Here is a 23,934-nt window from a genome sequence, read left to right as displayed (position 1 = left end):
CTATGGAGTTGGATGAGTGGATGGCGCGTAGTGTAAAACATAATGCTTCGGATCTGCACCTTTGTAGCGGGCATCCTCCGGTGTTGCGTGTGGATGGGCGGCTACAGCCTGAAAATACCTTACCATGTTTAACGCCGGAGCAGGTGGCACAATGGTGCGATGCCTGGCTAGAACCGGCTCAGAAGGAGCAACTGCGGCAGGCAGGGCAGGTGGACGGCGCGTTAATGCTGCCTGATGGACAGCGCCTGCGGGTAAATGTCTTTCGCCAGAGAGAGGGGCTGTCTGCGGCCTTACGTATTATCCCGTCTGTTCAGCCTTCATTGGATGAATTACATGCGCCACCCGTGCTCTCGACGCTGCTGGAGAAGCCAAACGGACTGATCCTGATTACCGGCGCGACGGGCAGCGGTAAATCCACGACGTTGGCAGCGATGGTCGGGGCGTTAAACGACAACAGCGATCGCCATGTGATTACGTTGGAGGATCCGATCGAGTTTATTCATGTCAGCCGACGTTGCTTGATTCAACAGCGGGAGATCGGTGCGCACAGCGCTTCTTTTGCGCAGGCGCTACGGGCGGCATTGAGGGAAGATCCTGATGTCATTCTGCTGGGAGAGTTGCGCGATACGGAGACGATTCGGCTGGCGTTGACAGCCGCGGAAACTGGCCACTTGGTGCTATCAACGCTACATACGCGCAGTGCATCACAGGCGGTAGACCGTTTGATTGATGTCTTTCCCGGTGAAGAAAAAGCCTATGTCCGTAGCCAGCTAGCGACCTGCTTGCAGGCGGTGGTGACGCAAAAGCTGTTGTCTGGAGCGCAAGGCGGTCGAATCGCGCTTTATGAAGTGCTGACCGCCACCGCGGCAGTCAGCAACCTGATTCGTGAGGGAAAAACACATCAGCTTCCCGGCCTGATTCAGACCGGAGCCGCTGCGGGAATGCAAACATTTGAACAAAGCTACCAGCAGCGCTGCCGGGATGGGCTTATTTCACACAGTTGCGTCCTTGCCGTTTAGCCGCGTAGAGATTCTCATCGGCTAACTGAATCCAGTGCTCAACGGAAGCCAGATCGGAACGGTAGGCGGCGATCCCTGCACTGATCGTGAAATGCAGATTTTGACGATCGTATTCTAGCGTATGTTGCTCAATCGCTTTACGAATACGTTCGATAGCCGTGACGGCGGTTTGGTAAGGAACATCTTTTAGCAGGATGATGAACTCCTCTCCCCCAAGACGGGCGACGAGATCTTCCTGACGTAATGACATGCGCATCAGCATTGCCAGTTCTTTGAGGACGGCATCGCCAGCCAGATGGCCAAATTGGTCATTAATGTTTTTGAATAAATCGATATCAATAATTGCCAGGCAGCTTTTATCGGCGTGTTGGTTTTGCTGCCTGAGCTGAAAAAACGCGCCGGCTTGCTCGAAGAAGCTGCTGCGATTAGGCAGGCCGGTCAGAAAGTCATGACCTGCGTTAAAGCGGAGAGACGCTTCTATCTGTGTGCGTTCATCCTCAAGCGAACGCGCATGAATAATGATACCGAGGGTTTTTACCAACGGCGCCAGTAGCTCGATCATCGTTTGATCGTAACCTTCTCGGCGGTTGGCCAGTGCGATCATCCCGATCGCTTTGCCGTTGTGGGTGATAGGAATGCCGAGCAGAGAATGCAGCGCAGGATGTATGGGAGGAAGATCCCGGCCAGCCTTTTGCCTCAGCAGGCTGTTGCTGCAAACCACCGTGTTGTGAGTCACAACATGGCCAAACAGATTATCAAGTTTACGGAGTCTCAGGCCGCCGTGAGTTCTGCGCTGGTGTCTGTACCAGGTTAGGGTTTCTTCATCCCAGGCAAGGTTGGAAATCGCAGGAAGATAGAGCGACTGGCCGTCTTCATCTTCCTGCAACGTGGCGATAAAACCGAAACTGCTGTTGGTCACGTCAAGCAACCGCTCAAAGACTTTATCGCAGGCTGAAGGCAGATTGTGATCGAGCAGAAAGCTGTCATGCACTGACAGCAGGATATCGAGAATGATGCCTTGCTGATGGGCTTTCTTTTCGGTTTCGACGTTTTGCGTGATGTTGTGAGCATATTTAATGATTTTTCTCACATTCCCTTCACTATCCATGATCGGGCTATAAGTTGCCTGTATCCAGAATGAATGGTTGCCTTTACCCAGTCGGTGGAAGCGCCCGCTGATAGGGTGACCGCGATGCAAGGTTTCCCAAAATGTTTGATAGTCGGCCTGTTCGGTATAAATGGGATCGCAGAGTGATTTGTGATGCAGACCGAGAATTTCCTTTGCTTCATAGCCTGTCAGTATCAGGTAGTGTTTATTGACGTGGGTGATATAGCCGTCTTTATCAAATTCGATCACGCCCTGTGCATTTTCAATCGCATCTAGCTGTGCCCGATGTTCCGACATCAGACGTTTTTCCTGAGTAATATCAAGCGCCAGTTTTATTACACCAATCCGACGACCTGAATGATCAATAATTGGCGTATATGCAGCGTGGAGCCAAATAATATCCCCTTTTTGGGTTTTTCGTTGAAATTCCCCCGCATTGATATTCCCTTTGATGACATCGTGCCAGAAATGGTCGTGTTTTTGACGTTGTGCTTCTGGCAGAAAAAGCGTGTGGCTTTTCTGAATAATGTCTTCTTTTTTATAGCCCAGCATTTTGCAAAAAAGAGGATTGGCTTCAATCAGTTTCCCTGCCAGGTCGAATTCGGCGATGGCATAGACGGAATCGAGCGCGTGCAGTTTGGCTTCATTGTCAAACCTGGTAATCAAATCAACATCAACTGACTGATTATTCATGTTTATCTCTGCCTATATTCTTTCTGTCTTTACCCTTGATTCGCTGTTGTCAGAGGCATTCGTTTTACCATGATGCCGTCTGCGGTGTTATCGGGTGATTGGCGGTCCCCCTTTTTCTGTGCGCTGAAATCAATGGGCTGAATTAATAAAATAGCGTGCTATTAATTAATATAATAAATATATTATTAATAAGTAATTAATGATCTGAAATGCATAGCTCATGCTATCAATAAGGAATTTCTCTTATTATCTATTTATTCAATATATTGCCGCGATTATTGTGATCGCTTTTATGCTGAAACCCTATTTATACGCTTATGTTTAAAAACAGAGAATAGCGGTAAAAAAATAATACTCAAATTATCTGAAAGTATACCTATGAAATAGGTGTGTTAAGAGGGACGCTGGTTCCTCATTGTTCTCATTATTTATTCAGCGTTTTAGGGGCAGTATTGGGTCAATAATAGGGGGCCGGGCTATTCTGCATCATGCTGGTGGTCAGCGTGGGAGTTGACCACCAGCGGGTGCAATACATCAATAATTAAGAAAGGCGAGGTTCTACCTGAAACAGCGCCATGGACCGCATCAGTTGTTGAGACTGCTGCTCTAACGACTGCGTAGTCGCGGATGAGGCTTTAACGAGTTGTGCATTGTGCTGAGCCACTTTGTCGATCTGCGTGAAGGCGACATTCACCTGCTCGATACCGCGATGCTGTTCTTGCGTAGCGGTAGAAATGTCTCGCATCAGTTGCGTAATACGCACGATTTCATCGGTCACTTCGTCCATGGTTTCACCCGCTTTGGAAGCCAGTTCAAGCCCTTCGGACACGCGAGTTTGTGAGTCTAAAATCAGTGAGCGGATCTCTTTCGCTGCCTGCGCGCTGTGCTGCGCCAGATTACGCACTTCTCCGGCAACGACGGCAAAGCCTCTGCCTTGTGCACCTGCGCGGGCGGATTCGACGGAGGCGTTCAGCGCCAGTATGTTGGTCTGGAACGCGATGCCGTCAATGACGCTGAGGATGTCATTGATGCGCTTGGCGCTGGTGGCGATCTCCTGCATTTTTTCAATCACGTAACAGACGGATTCGTTGCTGCGGCTGCTGGTATTCGAGACGTTATTAGCGAGCTGATGGGCAAGCTCTGCGTGATCGGCATTGAGTTTCACCGTCGCGCTCAATTGCTCCATGCTGGCCGCCGTTTGTTCCAGTGCCGCAACGGATTCTTCGGTGCGCTGGGAAAGCTGGGCGTTTTCTTCAAACAGTTCGCGGCTACCGAGATCGATTTGCGTGCTGGCATCGCGCACCTGGCTAACCGACTCCAGCAGCGCCCCCTGCATGCGGCCTATGGCATCGTTGAGTCGACCCAACTCATTGTCTCCGCCTTGAATCAGACGACGCGTCAGATTCCCCGCGGCGACCTGCTCCAACTGCTCAATCGCATGGTCCAGCGGTTTGAGCAACATGTGCCGCAGTGCGACCCAGGCTAATGCGACCAGCGTGATAGATAACAGGCTAGCAATGGCAATCAGTAACAGCATAATGCGTTCATTACGTTCGGACTGTGCCAGACCCTGTTCGGAAAGCTGCTGAGCATACTGACGGAAGTTTTGGATCGATAAATCAAAGGCTTCACTCAACGTGCCGAGTTGTTTTTCCAGGACGTCATAATACTCATCGGTGTACTGTTTTTGCAGTGCGCTCAGCATCGGAGTCATGCCCTGCTGAAAATAGGCTTGGTAGGCTTTCAGTACTTCTTGTGCTAGCGCTTGCTGTTTCGGATCGGCCTTAGCCGATTTTATCACGCGTTCAATGTCTTCCTGTGACTGGCGGAGATGTTTCTCTACGAGCCCAGTTTCCTTGGCTCCGTCGTCCAGCAGGCCGATTTCGATTTTCCTGACGGCAAGTGTTGCTGAGGCTCGCGCGCTGAGCGTTTGATTGTAACCACTCATCAAATTACCCAGCTCAATGCCCTGAATCTGATTTTGTGCTGTCAGCGTTTCTCTGTCTTTCTTAATGGCAACCACGCCCATGCCGCTGACGATAAGCAGCAGTAAGGTGGTTAGCAGCAATAGCGTTAATAAGCCGGTACGAATAGAAATATTTTTCAACCCCATGGTGTCCTTTTCCTTACGCCGCCTTCGTGGGTGATAGCATATCGATCGTTAGATGTGGTGAGTGCAACTAAAGAGAATACGTTATCTGTGTTGCGGTGAGATAAAATTAAAAAGATATGGCTGACGTAAAAGGTTTGAGCGAGCGAGGCACAGCCAGACAACCTCTCGTAACGCAAAGGGTATAAATAATTAGCCGTAGTGTTTGTGCCTGGTTTATTATCTGTCAATAGCGTTGTTTTTTCAGGGGCGTACTCAATGCGCCCGTCAATGATACCCAGAGGTATCCGAGGTTTATGTGCAGTTAACAAGTTTTACGGATTATGGCTTGCGGGCGCTGATTTACATGGCGTCACTGCCGGGCGGGAAAATGACCAGCATTTCGGAGGTAACGGAAGTGTATGGCGTGTCTCGTAATCATATGGTCAAAATTATCAATCAACTTAGTCGTGCTGGGTTGGTGATGGCCGTGCGCGGTAAGAATGGCGGCATCCGCCTTGGAAAACCGGCAGAAACAATCCGAATTGGCGATGTCGTGCGCGAGTTGGAACCGCTCACGTTGGTCAACTGTAGCCATGAGTTTTGCCACATTACGCCAGCCTGTCGTTTGAAACAGGTGCTCCAACAGGCGGTACAAAATTTCCTGCATGAGCTAGATCAATACACGCTGGCTGATATGGTCAAAGAAAACCCGCCGCTTTATAAATTATTGTTGGTTGAATGAATTTTGTTCAGCCTCCTGCTGATGACAACGGAGGAACCGCAATGTCACAAGATCCATTCCTGGAACGAGAAGCAGAAAAATACGAATCCCCCATCCCCAGTCGTGAATATATTTTGGCGCATATCGCCAAGCGCGATACCCCGATTAGCCGGGAAGAATTAGCCGCCGACCTGCAATTAACCGGAGAAGAAGCCCTCGAAGCGCTGCGCCGCCGCCTGCGTGCGATGGAGCGTGACGGCCAGCTTATTTTTACCCGCCGCCAGTGCTATGCGTTGCCGGAGAAGCTTGATTTGCTACGTGGCACGGTCATTGGTCACCGCGATGGTTTCGGCTTCCTGCGTGTGGAAGGCCGCAAAGACGATCTTTATCTGTCTGCTGAAGAGATGAAACGGGCGATTCACGGTGATGTTGTGCTGGCACAACCGCTGGGTGCGGATCGTAAAGGTCGTCGCGAAGGGCGCATTGTGCGCGTGCTTGAACCACGTACCGGACAAATTGTCGGCCGCTATTTTGTCGATGCCGGTGTTGGGTTCGTGGTACCGGATGATAGCCGCCTGAGCTTTGATATCCTGATCCCGAAAGAAGAAATTAACGGCGCTCGCATGGGCTTCGTCGTCGTGGTTGAACTGACGCAACGCGCAACGCGCCGCACGAAAGCGGTCGGTAAGATCGTCGAGATCCTCGGCGATAACATGGGCACCGGGCTGGCGGTAGATATCGCGCTGCGTACCCACGATATTCCGCACACCTGGCCATCTCAAGTGGAAGATCAGGTGAAGGATCTTTCCGAAGAAGTACCGGAGGCCGCGAAAAAAGGCCGTGTGGATCTGCGTAAGCTGCCGCTGGTCACGATTGATGGCGAAGATGCCCGCGATTTCGATGACGCCGTGTACTGTGAGCCGAAGCGTGGCGGCGGCTGGCGTTTGTGGGTTGCGATTGCGGACGTGAGCTATTACGTTCGGCCGAATACGGCGCTTGACCATGAAGCGCGAGCGCGTGGCACGTCGGTGTACTTCCCGTCGCAGGTGGTACCGATGCTGCCGGAAGTGCTGTCGAACGGGCTGTGTTCACTCAACCCGCAGGTCGATCGCCTGTGTATGGTCTGTGAAATGACCGTATCGTCACAGGGTAAGCTGTCGTCTTACAAGTTTTATGAAGCGGTGATGAGTTCACACGCACGCCTGACCTACACCAAGGTGTGGAATATTCTGCAAGGCGACGCTGAGCTGCGTGAACACTACAAGCCGCTGGTGGGCGGACTGGAAGAGCTGCACCACATGTACAAAGCGCTTGAACATGCGCGTGAAGTGCGTGGCGGCATCGCGTTTGAAACCGAAGAAGCGAAATTTATTTTCAACGCTGAACGCCGTATCGACCGTGTGGAAGCTGTGGTGCGTAACGATGCGCACAAGCTGATTGAAGAGTGCATGATTCTGGCGAATATCTCCGCTGCGAAATTTGTGGAGAAGAACGAAGAGCCTGCGCTGTTCCGCGTACACGATCAACCGAGCGAAGACCATGTATTAGCTCTGCGCAGCGTGCTGGGCGAGCTGGGTCTGACGCTGAAAGGCGGAATGAAGCCGCAGCCGAAAGACTACGCCGAATTGATGAATGAGCTGGCGGAACGTCCCGATCGGGAAATGTTGCAAACCATGCTGTTGCGTTCAATGAAACAGGCGATTTATGACCCGGAAAACCGGGGACACTTCGGACTGGCATTAACGTCTTACGGTCATTTCACGTCGCCAATTCGTCGTTATCCAGATCTGTCGCTGCACCGTGCCATTAAGTATCTGTTGAGCGATCGTCATGAGCGCTGGACGTCAACGGGCGGCTGGCATAGCGATATTAACGAGATGCTACAGCTGGGCATGCACTGCTCGATGACGGAGCGCCGTGCTGATGAAGCTACCCGTGATGTCGCGGATTGGCTGAAATGTGACTTTATGCAGGATCACGTTGGCGAAGTCTTTACGGGGATTATCGCCAGTGTGACCGGTTTTGGTTTCTTCGTGCGCCTGAAAGATCTGTTTATCGATGGGCTGGTACACGTTTCTACGCTGGATAATGACTACTACCGCTACGATAATATCGGTCAGCGACTGATCGGCGAATCGCGTGGGCAGGTCTATCGTCTGGGTGATGAAGTGGAAATCCGTGTTGAAGCCGTGCATATGGATGAACGCAACATTGATTTTGCGTTGATTTCCAGTACTCGCAAGGTTCGCGGTGAAGGTAAAACGGCGCGCGACCGTACGAAGAAACCGGAGTCGCGTGAGGCTAAGCCAAGCCGACGCCGTCGTAGCCCAAGCAAAGCCAAAGCTGCCGCAAACTTTGAGCCGGATGCCGCATTCCGCAAAGAAGGCGATCGCAACGCGGCGTCGGATAAACCAAAAGTGAAGCCGAAAAAGAACCACGATAAAGCGAAAAAGAACGCAGAAAAAACGCGTAAAATCGCCGCCGCAACCAAGGCTAAGCGTGCGAAGAAAAAGTCTGCTGAGTAAGGTTAGTTAACCTGCTTCCTCCTCGATCAGAGGAGGAGTAGGGTAGCCTCTATCTCTAATGAACAGGTTCTGCCTGTTATGGTTAATTTGAAGAGTATTAATGAGCGAAATTATTTACGGTATCCACGCGGTTAAGGCACTGCTTGAGCGCGATCCACAGCGTTTTCTGGAAGTCTTTGTTCTGAAAGGGCGCGACGATCGTCGCCTTCAGCCCGTTATTGCCGAGCTGGAGGCGCAGGGCATCGTCATTCAAGTGGCGAGTCGTCAATGGCTGGATAAGCAGGCGGAAGACGCGGTGCATCAGGGGATCGTAGCGAAAGTCAAAGAAGGGCGGAAATACCAGGAGAACGATCTGCCAGCGATGTTAGATAATTTGGATACGCCTTTCCTGCTGATATTGGATGGCGTGACCGACCCGCATAATCTGGGTGCTTGCCTGCGTAATGCGGATGGCGCTGGCGTACATGCGGTGATTGTGCCCCGCGATCGTTCTGCGCAGTTGAATGCGACGGTGAAGAAGGTGGCCTGTGGCGCGGCGGAAACCGTACCGGTTATCAGCGTGACCAATCTGGCCCGTACGATGCGCCTGTTGCAAGAGCGTAATATCTGGATCGTCGGCACGGCAGGTGAAGCGGATCATACGCTGTACCAAAGTAAACTGACTGGGCCGTTGGCGCTGGTGATGGGCGCGGAAGGGGAAGGCATGCGTCGCCTGACCCGCGAGCACTGTGACGAATTAATCAGCATTCCGATGGCGGGCAGCGTGACTTCATTGAATGTGTCTGTTGCTACTGGCGTGTGTTTGTTTGAAGCCGTTCGCCAGCGAGTATAATTAGCGTTGCGAACGATAGCAGAGAGGTGCCCTAGGGCACCTCTCTGTCATTGGGATTACGCAGCGGAGTTTGCCAGTCTGCGAATCTCTTGTTGCGAAGGTTGTAAAAGTCGGAAAACGGAAACCGCATCAGAAAGTATGAGCGCCTGTTGTTCCAGTGAGTGAGCGGCCGAAGAGGATTGCTCCACCAGCACGGTGTTTTGCTGCGTGTTCTGATCCATTTCTATGATGGCCTGACCGACCTGAGAAATACCGCGATGTTGCTCGTCCGAGGCGGTAGTAATGTCTTTCATTATGGCGTGGACCTGCGTCACGGACTGTACAATCCCCTCCATGGTTTTCCCTGCGCCGTTAACCAGCGCGGCACCGTTATTAATCTGCGAAACCGACTCGCCAATCAGCGTATCGATCTCTTTGGCTGCCTGCGCGCTGCGCTGTGCCAGATTACGCACCTCACTGGCGACGACGGCGAAACCGCGTCCTTGCTCACCCGCTCGTGCCGCTTCTACTGCAGCATTGAGCGCCAGAATATTGGTTTGAAACGCGATGCTGTTAATCATTGAGGTAATTTCAGCGATACGGTGGGAGCTTTGCGCGATGCCGTGCATGGTATTAACCGCTTTAGAAACCTGCTCACCCCCCTGGTTCGCGGTATCAGAAGCATTCATGACCAACCGGTTGGCTTGATGAGCGTTATCGGCATTCTGTTTCACCGTTGACGTCAACTGCTCCATGCTAGCCGCCGTTTCTTCGAGTGCGGCGGCTTGTTGCGTGGTGCGAGAGGAGAGATCGGTGTTACCCGCGGTAATTTCCCCCGCGGCGTAGGAAATCTGATTTGCACTGAGGCGGATTTTATCAATCATGCTGTGCAGATTGTTATTCATCTGCCCCATGGCTGAAATCAGCTGACCTAATTCATCACGACGTTCATTGTGAAGCTGCATGGTGAGATCGCCTCCCGCAATGGCGCGAGTGGCGTGTAACGCCTGGTGCAATGGGCGTACTATCTGCCGTGAGATAACAATCGCGGTCGTCAGGCCGAGTATGATGGCGATCAGCGTAATCACACCCAACTGGATATCGCTATTAATGACGTTGCGGCCAGCGCGGCTCTCTTCCGTGAAGTAAAGCTTATTGATATTTTCCTGCAACAGTGCCATCTGATCGTTCAATTCGCTGAGCGTCTGCTGGCTGACATTCGGTCCCATGACTCGCTGGCGTTGGGTCAGGTAGGCATTGAGTGACGCGCTGATATCCTGAATGGCGTTTTTATCTTCCGCTGGCCAGTGTCTCGTATCAATTTCCTTCAGCAGCGCGGAAAGCTCTTCGCTGATGTTACCGATAGCGCTGTCATGCTGCTCCAGATACTGTGCTTTACGCTCCAGCGCATAGCCAAAGTTGCCTTCTCGGGCGACAACGGTCTTGTCATAAATGGCGCCAAGGCGGCTGATGCGCTTTAACGATTGGTCGCTATTGTGTAATCCATAAAAACCGACCATGGAGAGAATCACTCCCATGATGAGCAATAAACCAAACCCTACCAATAACTTTCGTGTTACAGACAGGTTCTGAAATGACATCCAGCGCAGCATAAACTTCTTCCTTTCATTCATTAATTATTTACCGTTATCGCAGGCCAATAACGGATTAGTTGTCGTTATGTGTTTGCATAAAAAAGGCAGGTGATGCGAGTGAAACAGGCTCCTATCTAACTGATAAAAAATGCCTTATCTGTTATCGGCATTTCAGGTGCAATGATTATCCGTTTTCTCAAAAATGTGAGGCTGCTCGTGCGGATACGATGGCGAGGAGGATAACGCGCCACGCTGGGGGATTCCTGCATTGCTTATCACGTAAAGTCATGTATAAACGCTTTGCTATGCATGAATCATCTATATCCTTCCCCTTACCTGTTGCTGACGCGCCAACGTGTCTCATTTGAAAGGAATATTGCTATGCCTATTGTTACGTCGTTACTCGCTTTCGCGTCCTATTTCTTTATCGGGTTTGCCATGGTGCTGGCCTTTTTGTTTATCTACACCCGTATCACGCCGCATGATGAGTGGGCGCTGATTAAAGAGAACAACGGTACGGCAGCGATTGGATTTGGTGGGGCGTTGATTGGCTATGTGATCCCGCTTTCCAGCGCGGCGATTAATTCGGTGAGTCTGGTGGATTACATCACTTGGGGCGTGGTCGCGCTGGTGGTGCAATTACTGATTTATTTCGCCGTGCGTCTGTATATGCCGCGTCTCAGCCAGCATATCCAGAATAACGATATTGCGTCTGGCGCTTTCCTTTGTGCCGCTTCGCTCAGCGGTGGGCTCCTGAATGCGGCGTGTATGTCGTATTAATCTATTTCTGCATGATGATACCGGGAGTCTTCCCGGTATTTTTTACAGCATGTCCCGACGATTCAGCGATACAGCACGGCGCGTACAGACCACAGACCGGGGAGCGTGGCGGCCTCGGATTTCAGTACAATCACATAATAATGTGCACCGGAGGCATCGGCTTTTTGCTGAATGGCACGATCGGCATCGTCTGCGTTCCCACGTACGGTCGCGGAGATCGTCCCCACTTTTTCTAACTGGCTGGTTTGCGCGTAGCGAATTTCGAGTGCTTTCTCTGCGGGCGGTGGTGCTGCGACGGGCTTCCCTTGTATAAGCTGACAGCCGGACAGTACCAGTATTAAGGGTAAGAAAAGTATCCGCATGATATTCATCGCTTCAGCCTGACAGGAGTAGATAGCGGGAGTGTAGCGCTATCATTGGGCTGATGGCACTCTCTTTAGTAAGGGGGAAAATAACAGCGGGCAATGAGATGCCCGCTGTTAGCTGAGGTTAGCGCGAGGTGACCAGCGTAAAATCTTCGCCCTTGAAGACTTTTACCGGATTGCCGCGTTCTATCTGGTGGTGGAACAGACGCCGCTGTGCCCGTAGTTCGGCGTGCTGCTGTTGCTGTAACGCTTCCAGACGATAGGCGATGAGATAACAGGCCAGACGCTTGTTAGCGTGCTGGCTGCGTTCACTCTGCACCTTCACCGTGATACCGCTGGCGACATGAGTGGCGCGGACGGCAGACTCGGTTTTATTCACATGCTGTCCGCCGGGGCCGGAGGATTTGGTGGTTTCAAAACGAATCTCGTCATCGGCAAACGCCTGTTCCTGATAAAAACGTGCGACGCCGATAAACCAGTTCTTACGTCCGCCACCTTTGCGCCAAGGGCTATTGCACGTCCACTGAAGCGTACCGCACCAGCTGTCAGCTAGTGGTTCTGCCTGCTCACCGTTTAACAGAACCAGTGCGGAACGTAACGTGCCTGAACGTTTCCCAGCTTCGGTTTCGATGATTTCGCACTCGATGCCTTGCTGCGCGGCATCTCGCGTCAGAGCGTGCAGCGCTTTTGCCGTTGCCAGCATGCATTCGTCCGGTCCCTGCGCGGCGGAAAGTTGAAGCAATATCATTTATCCTCCCCGCGCGTTTTGTAGGTGAGTATCGGCTTCAGGCGAGCAATCAGCGTGATTAATCCCGCCTGCTGCATCGCACCGATCACGCTGTCTATCGGTTTGTAGGCTTCTGGTGCTTCCTGAAAAATCAGCTGCCTGTCCTGACAAATCACACGGCTACCGAAACGCGTACGCGCCAGTTGTTGGACGCTATAACGTGAAGACAGTCGATCTTTACACTCCGTACGCATCCACTTTCTGCCTGCTCCATGTGCCAGTGAATAGAGGCTGTCTGCGTGGGGAATGGGTTGCACAATATAGCTGTAGTCGCCGCGTGAACCGGGAATGATAACTGGGCCGCAGTCGGCGGGTGTCGCGCCTTTGCGGTGCAGCCAGCCGGAAATGCCTTCAATCGTGGCTGATGTCACCAGATTATGGTTCACGTCCAGTGCAGCATCACCTTCCGTATGCCAACGTTCCAGCATCCGCTGTGCGATCAGTCGTCGATTGTGGGTGGCAAACGTCAGCGCAAACTGATGCTGTTCCAGATAGGCTTCAGCGGCTGGCGTGTTGGCCTCAATACCCTGATGACCGAATTCCCGCACGTGGGCTTCCAGTATGGTTTGCCCTAATCCGCGTGAGCCGCTATGCACGAGCAACAGCAGCTGTTTAGGATCAATGTGCAGAGCGTGTAGCGTATCTGGCTGATAAATTTCATCAAGCTGCTGTAATTCTGCAAAGTGGTTGCCGCCGCCGATGGTGCCCAGCGAATAGTGGAAATCTGCCAGTGCGGGTGGAATATCGATATCGTCTTCCAGTGGCCCATCGATATTGCCAAGCCGTTTTTCCAGCTTATCCAGTGAAATTTTTTTGGCATTCAGGCCAGTGCGCCATAGCGCCATGCCACAGCCGATATCGTTTCCGACGAGTGCCGGATAGAAGCGCTGCTGTGAAAAAAAAGCGGCACCGATGGGGTAACCACGGCCCGGATGCAAATCTGGCATACCGGCCACGCGTACCATATCGGGAAGTTGTGATGTAATTTGAAGCTGTTGGATTGCTTTATCTTCAATCCAGGTATTTTCCGTCGCGATCACACTGACGCGCGCCGAAATAGAGCGAATAGCATTGCCCATAGATCATCCTGCTGATCAATTTAAAAATAGGGTAAGGCAGGCTACAGCTGGGGGGGATAACGCAAAGCGGAAAAGAATGCGGAATTAGTCCCGAGATGTCCTGCAAAGAATCAGAGTAGTTGTCGTCATGATGTCGTCTCCTTTGTCAGTGGGGGAATAGTGAAAAATCGTCGGCATAATACTCAAGTGGTGGCCATCGTGCAATACCGGCAACACGATGGCTACTGTGTGGATGTTAAATACGGAAGACGCTGACCAGCTCGCTGAGATGGTGGCCTTTCTGGCGCAGACTCTGCGCGGTATCTTCCGAATTGTTGACCAGAATGGCGTTTTCCTGCGTTGCCTGACCAATCTGTACAATTGCGATGTTTACCTGGCTGATCCCGGCGGACTGCTCGCGTGAAGCGATATCGATATCGTTCACGATCGTGCTGACCTGCAGGATGCGGTTACGTAAGTCGTCCATTACCGCCTGCGTTTTTTCTGAGAAATGATAGCCCGCTTCGATCTTTTCCAGCGATTCATCAATCAAGGTTTCGATCTCTTTCACCGCGGTAGAACTACGCTGTGCCAGCGCTCGCACTTCAGCCGCAACGACGGCGAAGCCTCTGCCGTGTTCGCCTGCGCGAGCAGCTTCGACCGCAGCATTGAGTGCCAGAATATTGGTCTGGAAAGCGATAGATTCGATCACCGTTGTGATATCGGCAATTCGCTGCGATGAGTTTTTAATGTCGCTCATCGTAGAGACCGAATCGGTGACGGTCTGGCTGCCGTTTCGTGCTGCGGCTGCGCTTTGCTCCGCCAGATCTTTGGCAGCAGAGACGTTATCGGCGTTCTGCTTCACGCTGGCGGAGAGTTGCTCCATGCTGGCAGACGTTTCTTCGACGCTACTGGCCTGACGGGCAATCTGCTCGCTGATATTTTCACTATCAGCAGCCAGCGCATCGGTGCTGGCACTGATTTCCTCAGATGAACTTCTTACCTGCGACACAATAGTCGTTAGCCCCTGTCCGATGCCGTTAATCGCATCGATCAGGCGGCCCACTTCATCGCCACGGTTGCTGGAAAGCGTGGCCGTCAGGTTACCAGCAGAGAATTGTTCTGCCACTTTGACGATTTCAACCAACGGCTGGCTCAGCCATTTGCGTGTCAGCACGACAAAGAAGGCTGCAAAGAGCAGAACCAGAATAATGCCACCGCCCAAAAACAGGTTGCGGGTGCGGTTAACCTCCGCCATCAGACTTTCCTTACTAATGGTTCCCGCCACAATCCAGTTCCACTGTGGAATACTGCGGTACACCATGATTCGGGTTTTTTCTTCGCCCGTCATCGTGTTGTTGTCGTATTCGATCGTGCCATTACCGGTTGCCAGCACTTTCTCTAACGCACCTTCTGACCAGTCAGGGCGTTGGTTGGCATTGCTTTGGTGGTAAAGATAGTTACCTGCATCCTTTCCTTTTTTCGTGCTAAGTACAAAGAAATGGCCTGTTTCACCCATTTTCTTGTTCAGAATGGTCTGTTGCATCTCGGTAAATTGCTTCGTGATGTCGACGCCGACGAACAGAATACCGATAACCTTGTTTTCACTATCGCGTATCGGTTGATACTGGGTGATGTACTGTTTGCCGAACAGTGTTGCTAACCCACTGTAGGTTTCACCTTTCATCACAAGTGCATAGGCCGGGCTTTCACGATCGAGTTTGGTACCCATCGCGCGCGATCCATCTTCTTTCTTCAGTGACGTGGTGATGCGCGTAAAATCTTCCCCATCGCGGACAAAAATCGTTGAGATCGCATGGGTACGGCTCAGAAAGTCGTCCGTCACGTCGGTGTTGAGGTTCAATACCGTATCGCCAGCTTTTAGTGTCGGCTGAGGTGTGTTGCCGAAGGCGGTGCGGTTAACGGTATCCAGTGAAAACCGTGTTGGCAAAAAGCTCGCCAGCAGCCGCGTATAGTTGCTGACCTCTGCTTGTAGGCTGGTATCGTACATGTTGATCATGTCGGTGACTCCATTCACCTGGCTCTGCATGTCGCTGAGGGTCAACGATTTCAACTGATCGCCTGCGGAGCGGGTAAGGGTGAGAGTGAAGGCAATGAACAATATCGCCACACTCAGGGAGGCGATAATTGATAACTTGATACCCAAACCCCAGTGTTTAAAGGAAAGTCCCAACATATGTGTGTCTCTTTATAATAAAAAGGTTATTTTTTAGTCTTGCTTCACATGCTTTAACGGCAGTAGATGAAAAAAAATTAATCACGGAGTGTAAACATTCATTTCTGTTATTGATCTAGATCAATGTGATTTTTTTATTTACATAAATATGTCGATTAAATCAGCATGAAATTAATGACGTCACTGGGATAAGGGATGGCAGCGAGTGGGTTTATCGTAAAAGGTCGTGACCCGGTCGCTAAATACGATTTCGCTACATAAAAACGTGCTGACAGAACTTTAAACGAGGGAAATATGGTCGAAATGTCACTGGATAAACTCGGCAGCGGTATCGAAGCGATTCACGCGGCGCCTGTGGGAAGAAGGGAGCAGCCTTTACCGACGATTTTTTTCTACCATGGTTACATGTCATCAAAAGAGGTGTACTCGTATTTTGGCTACGCGCTGGCTCAGGCTGGGTTTCGGGTGATTTTGACCGATGCGGCAATGCATGGTGCCCGCTATGATGGTGATGAAGCGCATCGGTTGTGTCATTTCTGGGACATTCTGCAAGCGAATATTGAAGAGCTTCCCGACTATGTCGCGGAATATCGGCAGCGTGGCTTGATCGACGGCGAACGGGTTGGTGTTTGCGGCGCGTCGCTTGGTGGAATGAGCGCGCTCGGGTGCATGGCTCGTTATCCCTGGATTACTGCGGTGGCTGCATTTATGGGCTCCGGCTATTTCTCCACGCTGTCATCAACGCTATTTCCTCCGGTTCCGGCCGAACGCGACGAAAATAAAGCGGTATTGCAGGCGTTAGCGACCAAACTGGCTGATTATGATGTCACTACACGTCTGGATGCGCTGTCCAATCGGCCGCTGCTTGTGTGGCATGGCGAAGCGGATGATGTCGTGCCAGCGGCAGAAAGTGCACGTCTCCATCAGGCATTACAGGCACGCGATACACTCGCCAATCTGACGTATCTGACCGAGCCGGGTGTGGCGCATCGTATTACGCCGACGGCGTTACAGGCGGGTGCTGATTTCTTCCAGCGGACGCTGTAATCCCACGTTAATTCTGCAAATATCACAGCGTAGAAAACTCCTGTGTTTCTTCCTTGTGTTCTTTAATGTCGGGCACTATACTTACGCGTCATTTTTTCAGCCGCACACATACACGTTCCTTGCCTCCACGGGCCGCGGTTGACCCAGACAGGAGGCTGAATAATCCGTAAGGAGCAATTCGATGCGTCATTACGAAATCGTATTTATGGTTCATCCTGACCAGAGCGAACAGGTTCCGGGCATGATCGAGCGCTACACTGCTACCATCACTGGTGCGCAGGGCACGATCCACCGTCTGGAAGACTGGGGCCGCCGTCAGCTGGCTTACCCGATCAACAAACTGCACAAAGCTCACTACGTTCTGCTGAACGTTGAAGCGCCGCAGGAAGCGATCGATGAGCTGGAAACAAACTTCCGCTTTAACGATGCCGTTATCCGCAGCATGGTTATGCGCGTTAAGCACGCGGTAACTGAAGCATCTCCAATGGTGAAAGCGAAAGACGAACGCCGTGAGCGTCGTGAAGATTTCGCTGAAGCTGGCGATGATGTGGATGCAGGGGATTCTGAAGAGTAATTGTTGTGGTGACGGTGAATCGTCTGGTGTTGTCCGGCACAGTGTGCAAGACACCTATTCGTAAAGTCAGTCCGTCAGGTATTCCTCACTGTCAGTTTGTGCTTGAGCACCGCTCGACACAGGAGGAAGCCGGATTAAGTCGGCAAGCATGGTGTCGTATGCCCGTGATTGTCAGCGGACTCTCGTCACAAGCAGTTACCCACAGTATAACGGTCGGCACGCAACTTACCGTGCACGGATTCATTAGCTGCCATCAAGGGCGCAATGGTCTGAGCAAGATAGTGTTACATGCCGAGCAGATTGAATTGATAGATTCTGGAGACTAGCCACATGGCACGTTATTTCCGTCGTCGCAAATTCTGCCGTTTCACCGCGGAAGGCGTTGTAGAGATTGATTATAAAGATATCGCTACGCTGAAAAATTATATCACTGAAAGCGGCAAGATTGTTCCGAGCCGTATCACCGGTACTCGTGCAAAATACCAGCGTCAGCTGGCCCGCGCTATCAAGCGTGCGCGTTACTTGTCTTTGTTGCCGTACACTGACCGTCATCAGTAATCGGTCACTGTCCATTAACGAGACTTTGAGAGGATAAAGTAATGCAAGTTATTCTGCTTGATAAAGTAGCAAACCTGGGCAGCCTGGGTGATCAGGTAAACGTTAAAGCGGGCTATGCTCGTAACTTCTTGGTTCCGCAGGGCAAAGCTGTGCCGGCAACTAAGAAAAACGTTGAGTTCTTCGAAGCACGCCGTGCTGAACTGGAAGCCAAACTGGCTGACGTTCTGACCGCTGCTGAAGCTCGCGCCACCAAGATCAAAGAACTGGCTAGCGTTACCATCGCGTCTAAAGCAGGCGACGAAGGTAAACTGTTCGGTTCCATCGGTACTCGCGATATCGCTGATGCGGTAACGGCTGCCGGTGTTGACATTGCTAAGAGCGAAGTTCGTTTGCCGAACGGCGTTCTGCGTACTGTAGGTGAGCACGTAGTAAGCTTCCAGGTACACAGCGATGTATTTGCTGAGCTGAATGTAGTTGTTGTTGCTGAAGCGTAATTCACGTTTATCGTTGAATTAACACTTTAGTTAACATGTGAAACGCTGGCCTTGTGCCAGCGTTTTGCATTTTAGGGATACGGAAATGACCTATCATTACCTTATTACCCTGAAAAGGAGATTCTAAAAAGGAGGCCACATGTCTGACTTGATTCACCTCACCCGCGTGTATGACGCGCAGGCTCCTTTCTCTTCCCACACTTTTCTTATTGACCGCCTGTGGCCGCGTGGCATCAGTAAAGCACGTCTGGAGGGCGTTGAGTGGTTTAAAGATATTGCGCCGAGTAGCGAGCTGCGGAAATGGTTTCACGCCGAGCCTGAACGTTGGGCGGAGTTTGCGGACTATTATCGAAATGAGTTGGCGCAGAGTAATGCGCGCATCAGGCTACTGGAACTACTTGAGCAGAAGAAGACAATCACGCTGCTTTATGGCAGTAAAGACGCGCAGCACAACCATGCTATTGTCCTGCGCGATTTCCTATTGGAGCGGCTGGCCTGTTAGCGTGTGCGGGTGAACGCGCCGTCTGCACCGCGGGTGAACCGAATCGTCTGGTTTGCCGTGGTTTCGATTTCCAGCTCTGCAACCATTCCTTGTGCATTCAACTGCAATTTAACTCCCTGACCTGCCCGTAAATTGCTGAGCGGTTTATCTCTGCCTTCCACCTGAGCCATGGCGAACACATCGCTGACGGGCAGATTGTTATCTCGAAAGAGCTGTGCCAGCGTTTGCCCTGAGGCTATTTCATACTGTCGCCATGGCGCCGATGACTGAGTTGGCGGCGGCGCAGCGGCAGGCTGCTGTTGTTGTGTTGAAGGTTGGCTTTCAATAATCACGGCTTGCATCGCCGCCTGATTATCCGCCTGAGTGAGAGGAACGGGTGTGGTAAGAACAGGCTGAGGATGTTGCGCGTTGTAAGGCCAAAGCAACACGATCAGCAGCAGTGCGATAGCGATTAAAATCCAGCGACGATGGAGGAGCGGCAATGGTTCCATCCAGTGATAGCCGTCAGGTAAATGCCAGACTTTTCGCAGCGAGACACTAATACGCTCACGCAGAGAAGGGGGAGACAGACGCTCCTGCTCTTCGTGCTGCTCGTCGTTTTCTACGGCTACAGCATTTGAGGGCTGACGCTGGATAATTCGCTGACAGAAGCGTACTAGCGTTTGATAATCCCAGGTGGTTTTCCGCTTCCTGGGCGCAATTCTGCCCATGGTGACCTCTCTTACTACAATTCAGAATAAAAACAGGCGTATAAAAACATCAGTATAAAAAAACAGTGCCAGTGTAAAAGCCGCATCAGATAAAAATGATGTGATTAACTACGTTATGCCAAACCAAGCTATACCAGTAGCTAAGCTATATCAGTAGCAAGGCGGCGTCGGCATAAAAACAGTATCAGGATGATAACGCAATCCAGTATACCGATAATCTGCATGAGCTGACCAGTTAACGCGTTGATGATTAAGGCGAGCCGTGCGCCAGAAACATCAGAACTACCAGTATAGGCCAGCTTCCCGTAATGGTTTGGCTGGTGTGCGGTTAACGTGATTACCTGCACACAGGATTTTACCCCAATCCCCGTCGCTGTTATGCTGCGCTTTCAGTTTTTTACAGATTAAAAGGAACATCCATGACAACTCCTTCTTTTGATAGCGTCGAAGCGCAGGCAAGTTACGGCATCGGCTTACAAGTTGGTCAACAGTTACAGGAATCAGGGCTTGAAGGTCTGATCCCAGAAGCGCTGCTTGCTGGTCTACGCGATGCGCTGGAAGGTAATGCGCCAGCGGTGCCTGTGGATGTGGTTCATCGTGCGCTGCGTGAAATTCATGAGCGTGCTGATGCGGTACGTCGCGATCGTCAGCAAGAGCTGGCGGTAGAAGGCCAACAGTTCCTGGCTGAGAACGCACAAAAAGAAGGTGTGAACAGCACAGAATCTGGTCTGCAATTCCGCGTGTTGACACAGGGTGAAGGTACAATTCCGGCTCGTCAGGATCGTGTGCGTGTGCATTACACGGGTCGCCTGACTGACGGCAGTGTATTCGACAGCTCTGTTGAACGTGGTCAACCTGCTGAATTCCCAGTCAGCGGCGTGATTCCAGGCTGGATTGAGGCGCTGACGCTGATGCCAGTCGGTTCCAAGTGGGAACTCTATATTCCGCATAATCTGGCGTATGGCGAACGTGGCGCGGGTGCTTCTATTCCGCCGTTCAGCGCACTGATTTTTGAAGTGGAACTGCTGGAAATTCTGTAAGTTTCAGACAAAAGAAAAGGCGCTCATTGAGCGCCTTTGTTGTTTTTACTGACTTTCTTATTTTTATTGAAACGACATTACTCACCGCGCAGTGCGCGTGGGAACAGCAAATTGTTTTCCAGATGGATGTGTTCCATCAGGTCGGTAATGAACTCGTTGATACCGGAGTACAGCGCACGCCAAGTGTTGCAGGCACCTTCAGGCGGTATGACGCCGTTGGTCAGCTCTTTAACCACTTCCACATCACGCCCGGCGTCATCGTGCTCATGCTCCATCACTGAAATCGGTGCGGCAGCATTCGCGCCCATTCCCTGACTGATCATTGGGAAGAGGATGCGCTCTTCTTTCATCATGTGCTGAGACAGCTCGTTATAGATCGCGGTCAGTTGGTTTGCGAGGCCGTGCGGACAGTCTGCTTTATCGTGATGCACGCGCTCGACTTTTTCCGCCATCAGAATCAGTTCCGGCAATTGTTCACGGTGGCGGTCATGAAAACGGGGGATGATGTACGCGATGATGTCAGCCAGCGGTGCTTCACGCCAGTCTTGTGCATCAGAAGGCTGTGCAGCCAATTTTTCTAACTGTGCTTCCAGCTCATCGATATTGAGATCTTTTTTGCCAGCAGCGCGGCTTAGCGTTTGTTTTCCGCCGCAGCAGAAATCCAGATTGAGTTCACGAAAGAGTTTGGTGGCGCGCGGAATAGCGATAGCCAACTCACCCAGGGATTGATCGCGGTATGCCATGATGATGCCTCTCAACGAATGCAATTTATAAAGTGCATTTTAAATGCATCTTTTGGCGTTGAATATACCGCTTACGAGGTAGGCGGTAAAAGGCATGCTGAATTACTGCACGGTATTGCGAGTCTCAAGCGATTGGGTGATGGTCTGTAAGAGCGCTGGAATATCCATTCTCGGCAATACCACCTCAATGAGCGATAAGCGAGATTCCGCGTTCACTTGCTCAAGTACCTGAGCGAGTGCGACGGGTGAACGCACCTGTTCGCAGAGTATCTCGTTTTCATTCGCGCCCAGCGCAGCGGGAAGCTGTGTCCAGTTCCAGGCTGCAATATCGTTATAGCGTTGTTCCGGGCCGTGAATAGCGCGTTCGACGGTATAGCCTTCGTTATTCAGCACCACAATGACCATATTCAATCGATCCCGAATGATAGAACCCAGCTCCTGTACGGTGAGCTGAAGCGAACCATCGCCGATCAACAGAACCACGCGTCTTTCCGGTTCGGCAATCTGTGCGCCGAATGCGGCTGGCAAAGAATAGCCTATCGACCCCCACAGCGGTTGGACGATGAAATGACAGCCCGCTGGTAACCGGAGTGTGGCGGCACCAAAACAGGAAGTCCCTTGATCGGTCACGAGGATATCGTCAGGGCGGAGGAAGCGCTGCATCTGTTGCCAAAATTCGCGCTGGCTGAGTGCACTTCTGTGTTCCGATTGCGGTAAAGCTGGAGGCGTAATGGTGCGATAATCCCAACGGGCCGCGAGTGTCTCGGTGATTTTTTCCAGCGCGGCGATAGCGTCTGACATCGGAACGGAGGGGAAAACCTGATTCCCTACGCGAGCCAACGTTGGCTGAATATCGATATTTTTTTCGATAGCGATCTGATGGCTAAAACCGGTGGTAATCGTATCGGTATAGCGTACGCCGATGCTGATAATGACATCCGCATCTTCGATATGTGCTCGGATCGCTTCATGACTGCCGCCGCCTGAATAAGTCCCGGTAAAGCTGCGGTGCTGTTCGTTTAGCGTGCCTTTTCCCATCAGCAAAGTGGCGTGGGGAAGCGGTGTTTTATCAAGCCAACGTTGGATTTGTCCCGCGACGTTAAAGCGTTGAGCCAAAAAGTCTGCCAGCAACGAGACTGATTTTGCCTTGCTCAGCATATCGGTGGCTGCGGCGGTAAAGGCGTTTAGCGAATCATCAGAGCGTAATGGTTCAGGAATAATGAGCGGATAGGGTCGTGCGCTGACAGGTGCCGCTGCCACGTCCACCGGCAGAAACAGGTATACCGGTTTCTGCTGAGCGAGGGCTTCACCAATCACTCTGTCGATCTCTGCGGTTGCGTTCTCAACGGTGAGGCTGGCTTGGGCAACGGTGACTTCTGCCGCCATACGGGAAAAGTGGCTAAAGTCACCGTCTCCTAATGTGTGATGGAGCAATTCGCCATTACGCTGTGAAGCGAGACAGGGCGCGGCGGCAATATGGATAACAGGTAGGTATTCTGCGTAGCTGCCTGCAATGCCATTAATCGCGCTGAGTTCACCGACACCGAAGGTGGTGAGCAGCGCCGCTGCCGGGCGACATCGTGCATAGCCATCGGCAGCGTAAGCCGCGTTTAACTCGTTCGCGCAGCCTACCCAGGTAATATCTGGGTTTCTGATGACATGATCGAGAAAATGCAGGTTGTAATCACCCGGTACGCCGAAGATATGCTGAATACCGATCTGTGTCAGGCGATCCAGTAAATAATCACCTACCGTATAGTGTTCGCTCATGGCTATTCCCTCTGTGCATGATGGATATTCTGATATTAAGTATTAGCGCTAAGGTGAATATTTCTAATATTTATTCCCTATGGTTAATCCTTAAATCTGCATGTATTCGTACTTATGGGGGCTTTTGGGTATTAAATTTATTAATGAATAAATAGGGTGCTGATGAATAGCGTGCATTAGCGTTAGCGAAACGTTAAGAACGGTAAAATCAGGAAAATGCGCATTTATCTGATAGTGGCGCAGGGGAATTCCCCGTATATCTTTGCCAGGCCGCAGTCGCGGTGAGCAAGGAGTTACCCTATGTTTAAGCCACTCGTCATCAGTGCCCTGTTTGTGGGAATGTTTGCGGTTATGCCAGCGCCAGAGGCGAAGGGTGCCAGCATCGATCTGATGCCCGGCGTTACGTTGAATATCGGCGAGCGTGACAGACGAGGTAATTACTGGGATGGCTACGACTGGCGCAGCGAGCGCTGGTGGCAGGAGCACCGGGGTTACAATCGTGGTGAACGTAATCGTCACGGTTACTATTGGGATGGCTGGCGCTGGCGTGATGCCCGCTGGTGGCGTGAGAGTCAGCGTGATAGACGCGATTATGACAATCGTCGTTTTGCTCCGCCGCGTTATGTTGAGGAACGCGGCCCGCGTCGAGGCGATTGGGACGGACGTGGACATGAGCGAGGAAATGGCTACTACCGCAATGGACGGGGTTCGTTCCGCGACTAGTTAGATAAAAAAAGCGCCGCGA

At 51.6% G+C, this 23,934-nt stretch carries 23 protein-coding genes; 13 read left to right on the top strand and 10 right to left on the bottom strand.

Annotation, left to right across the window (positions count from 1 at the left end; all coding sequences use genetic code 11):
- Positions 1-2 precede the first annotated feature (2 nt).
- Complete coding sequence (locus A0G03_RS17415) at positions 3-1,019, top strand: type IV pilus twitching motility protein PilT (RefSeq protein WP_048262112.1); 1,017 nt, start codon at positions 3-5, stop codon at positions 1,017-1,019.
- On the opposite strand, the gene A0G03_RS17410 is transcribed toward A0G03_RS17415, so the two are convergent.
- Positions 988-2,820: a sensor domain-containing diguanylate cyclase gene (locus A0G03_RS17410; protein ID WP_048262110.1), complete on the bottom strand. Its 1,833-nt coding sequence runs from the start codon at positions 2,818-2,820 to the stop codon at positions 988-990. The genes A0G03_RS17415 and A0G03_RS17410 overlap by 32 nt on opposite strands.
- Positions 2,821-3,361: 541 nt before the next feature.
- Entirely contained in the window at positions 3,362-4,933 is a 1,572-nt protein-coding gene (locus A0G03_RS17405; RefSeq protein WP_048262108.1) for a methyl-accepting chemotaxis protein, read from the bottom strand.
- A 295-nt stretch (positions 4,934-5,228) separates the two neighbouring features.
- Between A0G03_RS17405 and nsrR the strand changes: the two genes are divergently transcribed.
- From nsrR to rlmB, 3 genes are all read left to right on the top strand, one after another.
- Positions 5,229-5,654, top strand: coding sequence for a nitric oxide-sensing transcriptional repressor NsrR (gene nsrR / locus A0G03_RS17400; RefSeq protein ID WP_010279087.1), 426 nt, complete (start codon positions 5,229-5,231; stop codon positions 5,652-5,654).
- Between the two features lie 41 nt (positions 5,655-5,695).
- Complete coding sequence (gene rnr, locus A0G03_RS17395; RefSeq protein WP_048262136.1) at positions 5,696-8,158, top strand: ribonuclease R; 2,463 nt, start codon at positions 5,696-5,698, stop codon at positions 8,156-8,158.
- 100 nt (positions 8,159-8,258) lie between these two features.
- Positions 8,259-8,990: a 23S rRNA (guanosine(2251)-2'-O)-methyltransferase RlmB gene (gene rlmB / locus A0G03_RS17390; RefSeq protein ID WP_048262105.1), complete on the top strand. Its 732-nt coding sequence runs from the start codon at positions 8,259-8,261 to the stop codon at positions 8,988-8,990.
- Positions 8,991-9,046: 56 nt separating this feature from the next.
- Here the strand turns inward: rlmB and A0G03_RS17385 are convergent, their stop codons facing one another.
- Entirely contained in the window at positions 9,047-10,582 is a 1,536-nt protein-coding gene (locus tag A0G03_RS17385; protein WP_053075320.1) for a methyl-accepting chemotaxis protein, read from the bottom strand.
- A 363-nt stretch (positions 10,583-10,945) separates the two neighbouring features.
- On the opposite strand from A0G03_RS17385, the gene A0G03_RS17380 reads away from it, so the two are divergent.
- Complete coding sequence (locus tag A0G03_RS17380; protein ID WP_048262103.1) at positions 10,946-11,344, top strand: DUF350 domain-containing protein; 399 nt, start codon at positions 10,946-10,948, stop codon at positions 11,342-11,344.
- Between the two features lie 62 nt (positions 11,345-11,406).
- Here the strand turns inward: A0G03_RS17380 and bsmA are convergent, their stop codons facing one another.
- From bsmA to A0G03_RS17360, 4 genes are all read right to left on the bottom strand, one after another.
- Complete coding sequence (bsmA, locus tag A0G03_RS17375) at positions 11,407-11,706, bottom strand: biofilm peroxide resistance protein BsmA (protein ID WP_053075321.1); 300 nt, start codon at positions 11,704-11,706, stop codon at positions 11,407-11,409.
- A 127-nt stretch (positions 11,707-11,833) separates the two neighbouring features.
- Positions 11,834-12,457: a peptide chain release factor H gene (gene prfH, locus A0G03_RS17370; protein ID WP_048262099.1), complete on the bottom strand. Its 624-nt coding sequence runs from the start codon at positions 12,455-12,457 to the stop codon at positions 11,834-11,836.
- Positions 12,454-13,575 (bottom strand): RNA ligase RtcB family protein, encoded by a 1,122-nt coding sequence (locus A0G03_RS17365; RefSeq protein WP_048262097.1) that lies wholly within the window; start codon positions 13,573-13,575, stop codon positions 12,454-12,456. Before A0G03_RS17365 ends, prfH begins: the two co-directional genes overlap by 4 nt.
- A gap of 235 nt (positions 13,576-13,810) precedes the next feature.
- Positions 13,811-15,751 carry a methyl-accepting chemotaxis protein gene (locus A0G03_RS17360; RefSeq protein ID WP_048262095.1) on the bottom strand — a complete coding sequence of 647 codons (1,941 nt, stop codon included), beginning with the start codon at positions 15,749-15,751 and terminating at the stop codon, positions 13,811-13,813.
- A gap of 294 nt (positions 15,752-16,045) precedes the next feature.
- Between A0G03_RS17360 and yjfP the strand changes: the two genes are divergently transcribed.
- From yjfP to A0G03_RS17330, 6 genes are all read left to right on the top strand, one after another.
- The gene (yjfP, locus tag A0G03_RS17355) at positions 16,046-16,798 is read left to right on the top strand and encodes an esterase (protein ID WP_048262093.1); all 753 of its coding nucleotides are present in this window, start codon (positions 16,046-16,048) and stop codon (positions 16,796-16,798) included.
- Between the two features lie 181 nt (positions 16,799-16,979).
- Positions 16,980-17,372, top strand: a complete 393-nt coding sequence (gene rpsF, locus A0G03_RS17350) for a 30S ribosomal protein S6 (RefSeq protein ID WP_005974793.1) — start codon at positions 16,980-16,982, stop codon at positions 17,370-17,372.
- Between the two features lie 5 nt (positions 17,373-17,377).
- Positions 17,378-17,698, top strand: coding sequence for a primosomal replication protein N (gene priB, locus A0G03_RS17345; protein WP_015841576.1), 321 nt, complete (start codon positions 17,378-17,380; stop codon positions 17,696-17,698).
- 4 nt (positions 17,699-17,702) lie between these two features.
- Positions 17,703-17,930 (top strand): 30S ribosomal protein S18, encoded by a 228-nt coding sequence (rpsR, locus tag A0G03_RS17340; RefSeq protein ID WP_005974788.1) that lies wholly within the window; start codon positions 17,703-17,705, stop codon positions 17,928-17,930.
- A gap of 41 nt (positions 17,931-17,971) precedes the next feature.
- On the top strand, positions 17,972-18,424 hold the full coding sequence (gene rplI / locus A0G03_RS17335; protein WP_048262091.1) for a 50S ribosomal protein L9: 453 nt from the start codon (positions 17,972-17,974) through the stop codon (positions 18,422-18,424).
- 139 nt (positions 18,425-18,563) lie between these two features.
- Complete coding sequence (locus tag A0G03_RS17330; RefSeq protein WP_048262088.1) at positions 18,564-18,926, top strand: DUF488 domain-containing protein; 363 nt, start codon at positions 18,564-18,566, stop codon at positions 18,924-18,926.
- Here the strand turns inward: A0G03_RS17330 and A0G03_RS17325 are convergent.
- Positions 18,923-19,636 (bottom strand): LysM-like peptidoglycan-binding domain-containing protein, encoded by a 714-nt coding sequence (locus A0G03_RS17325; RefSeq protein WP_048262086.1) that lies wholly within the window; start codon positions 19,634-19,636, stop codon positions 18,923-18,925. The two genes, A0G03_RS17330 and A0G03_RS17325, sit on opposite strands and share 4 nt — an antisense overlap.
- A 419-nt stretch (positions 19,637-20,055) precedes the next feature.
- Here A0G03_RS17325 and bamJ point away from each other — a divergent pair, with 419 nt between their 5' ends.
- Complete coding sequence (gene bamJ / locus A0G03_RS17320) at positions 20,056-20,676, top strand: BamJ family beta-barrel-assembly machinery protein (RefSeq protein WP_048262084.1); 621 nt, start codon at positions 20,056-20,058, stop codon at positions 20,674-20,676.
- Positions 20,677-20,753: 77 nt separating this feature from the next.
- Here the strand turns inward: bamJ and ytfE are convergent, their stop codons facing one another.
- Positions 20,754-21,419 (bottom strand): iron-sulfur cluster repair protein YtfE, encoded by a 666-nt coding sequence (gene ytfE, locus A0G03_RS17315; RefSeq protein ID WP_048262082.1) that lies wholly within the window; start codon positions 21,417-21,419, stop codon positions 20,754-20,756.
- 102 nt (positions 21,420-21,521) lie between these two features.
- Positions 21,522-23,189, bottom strand: a complete 1,668-nt coding sequence (ipdC, locus tag A0G03_RS17310) for an indolepyruvate decarboxylase (RefSeq protein ID WP_048262080.1) — start codon at positions 23,187-23,189, stop codon at positions 21,522-21,524.
- Positions 23,190-23,489: 300 nt separating this feature from the next.
- Between ipdC and A0G03_RS17305 the strand changes: the two genes are divergently transcribed.
- On the top strand, positions 23,490-23,912 hold the full coding sequence (locus tag A0G03_RS17305; RefSeq protein ID WP_048262079.1) for a DUF2502 domain-containing protein: 423 nt from the start codon (positions 23,490-23,492) through the stop codon (positions 23,910-23,912).
- The last annotated feature ends 22 nt before the right edge of the window (positions 23,913-23,934 follow it).

The sequence above is a fragment of the Pectobacterium peruviense genome, from assembly GCF_002847345.1.
Lineage (GTDB): Bacteria > Pseudomonadota > Gammaproteobacteria > Enterobacterales > Enterobacteriaceae > Pectobacterium > Pectobacterium peruviense.
Note: the sequence above shows the minus strand (reverse complement) of the source record. Positions and strands in the feature narration are given on the sequence as shown.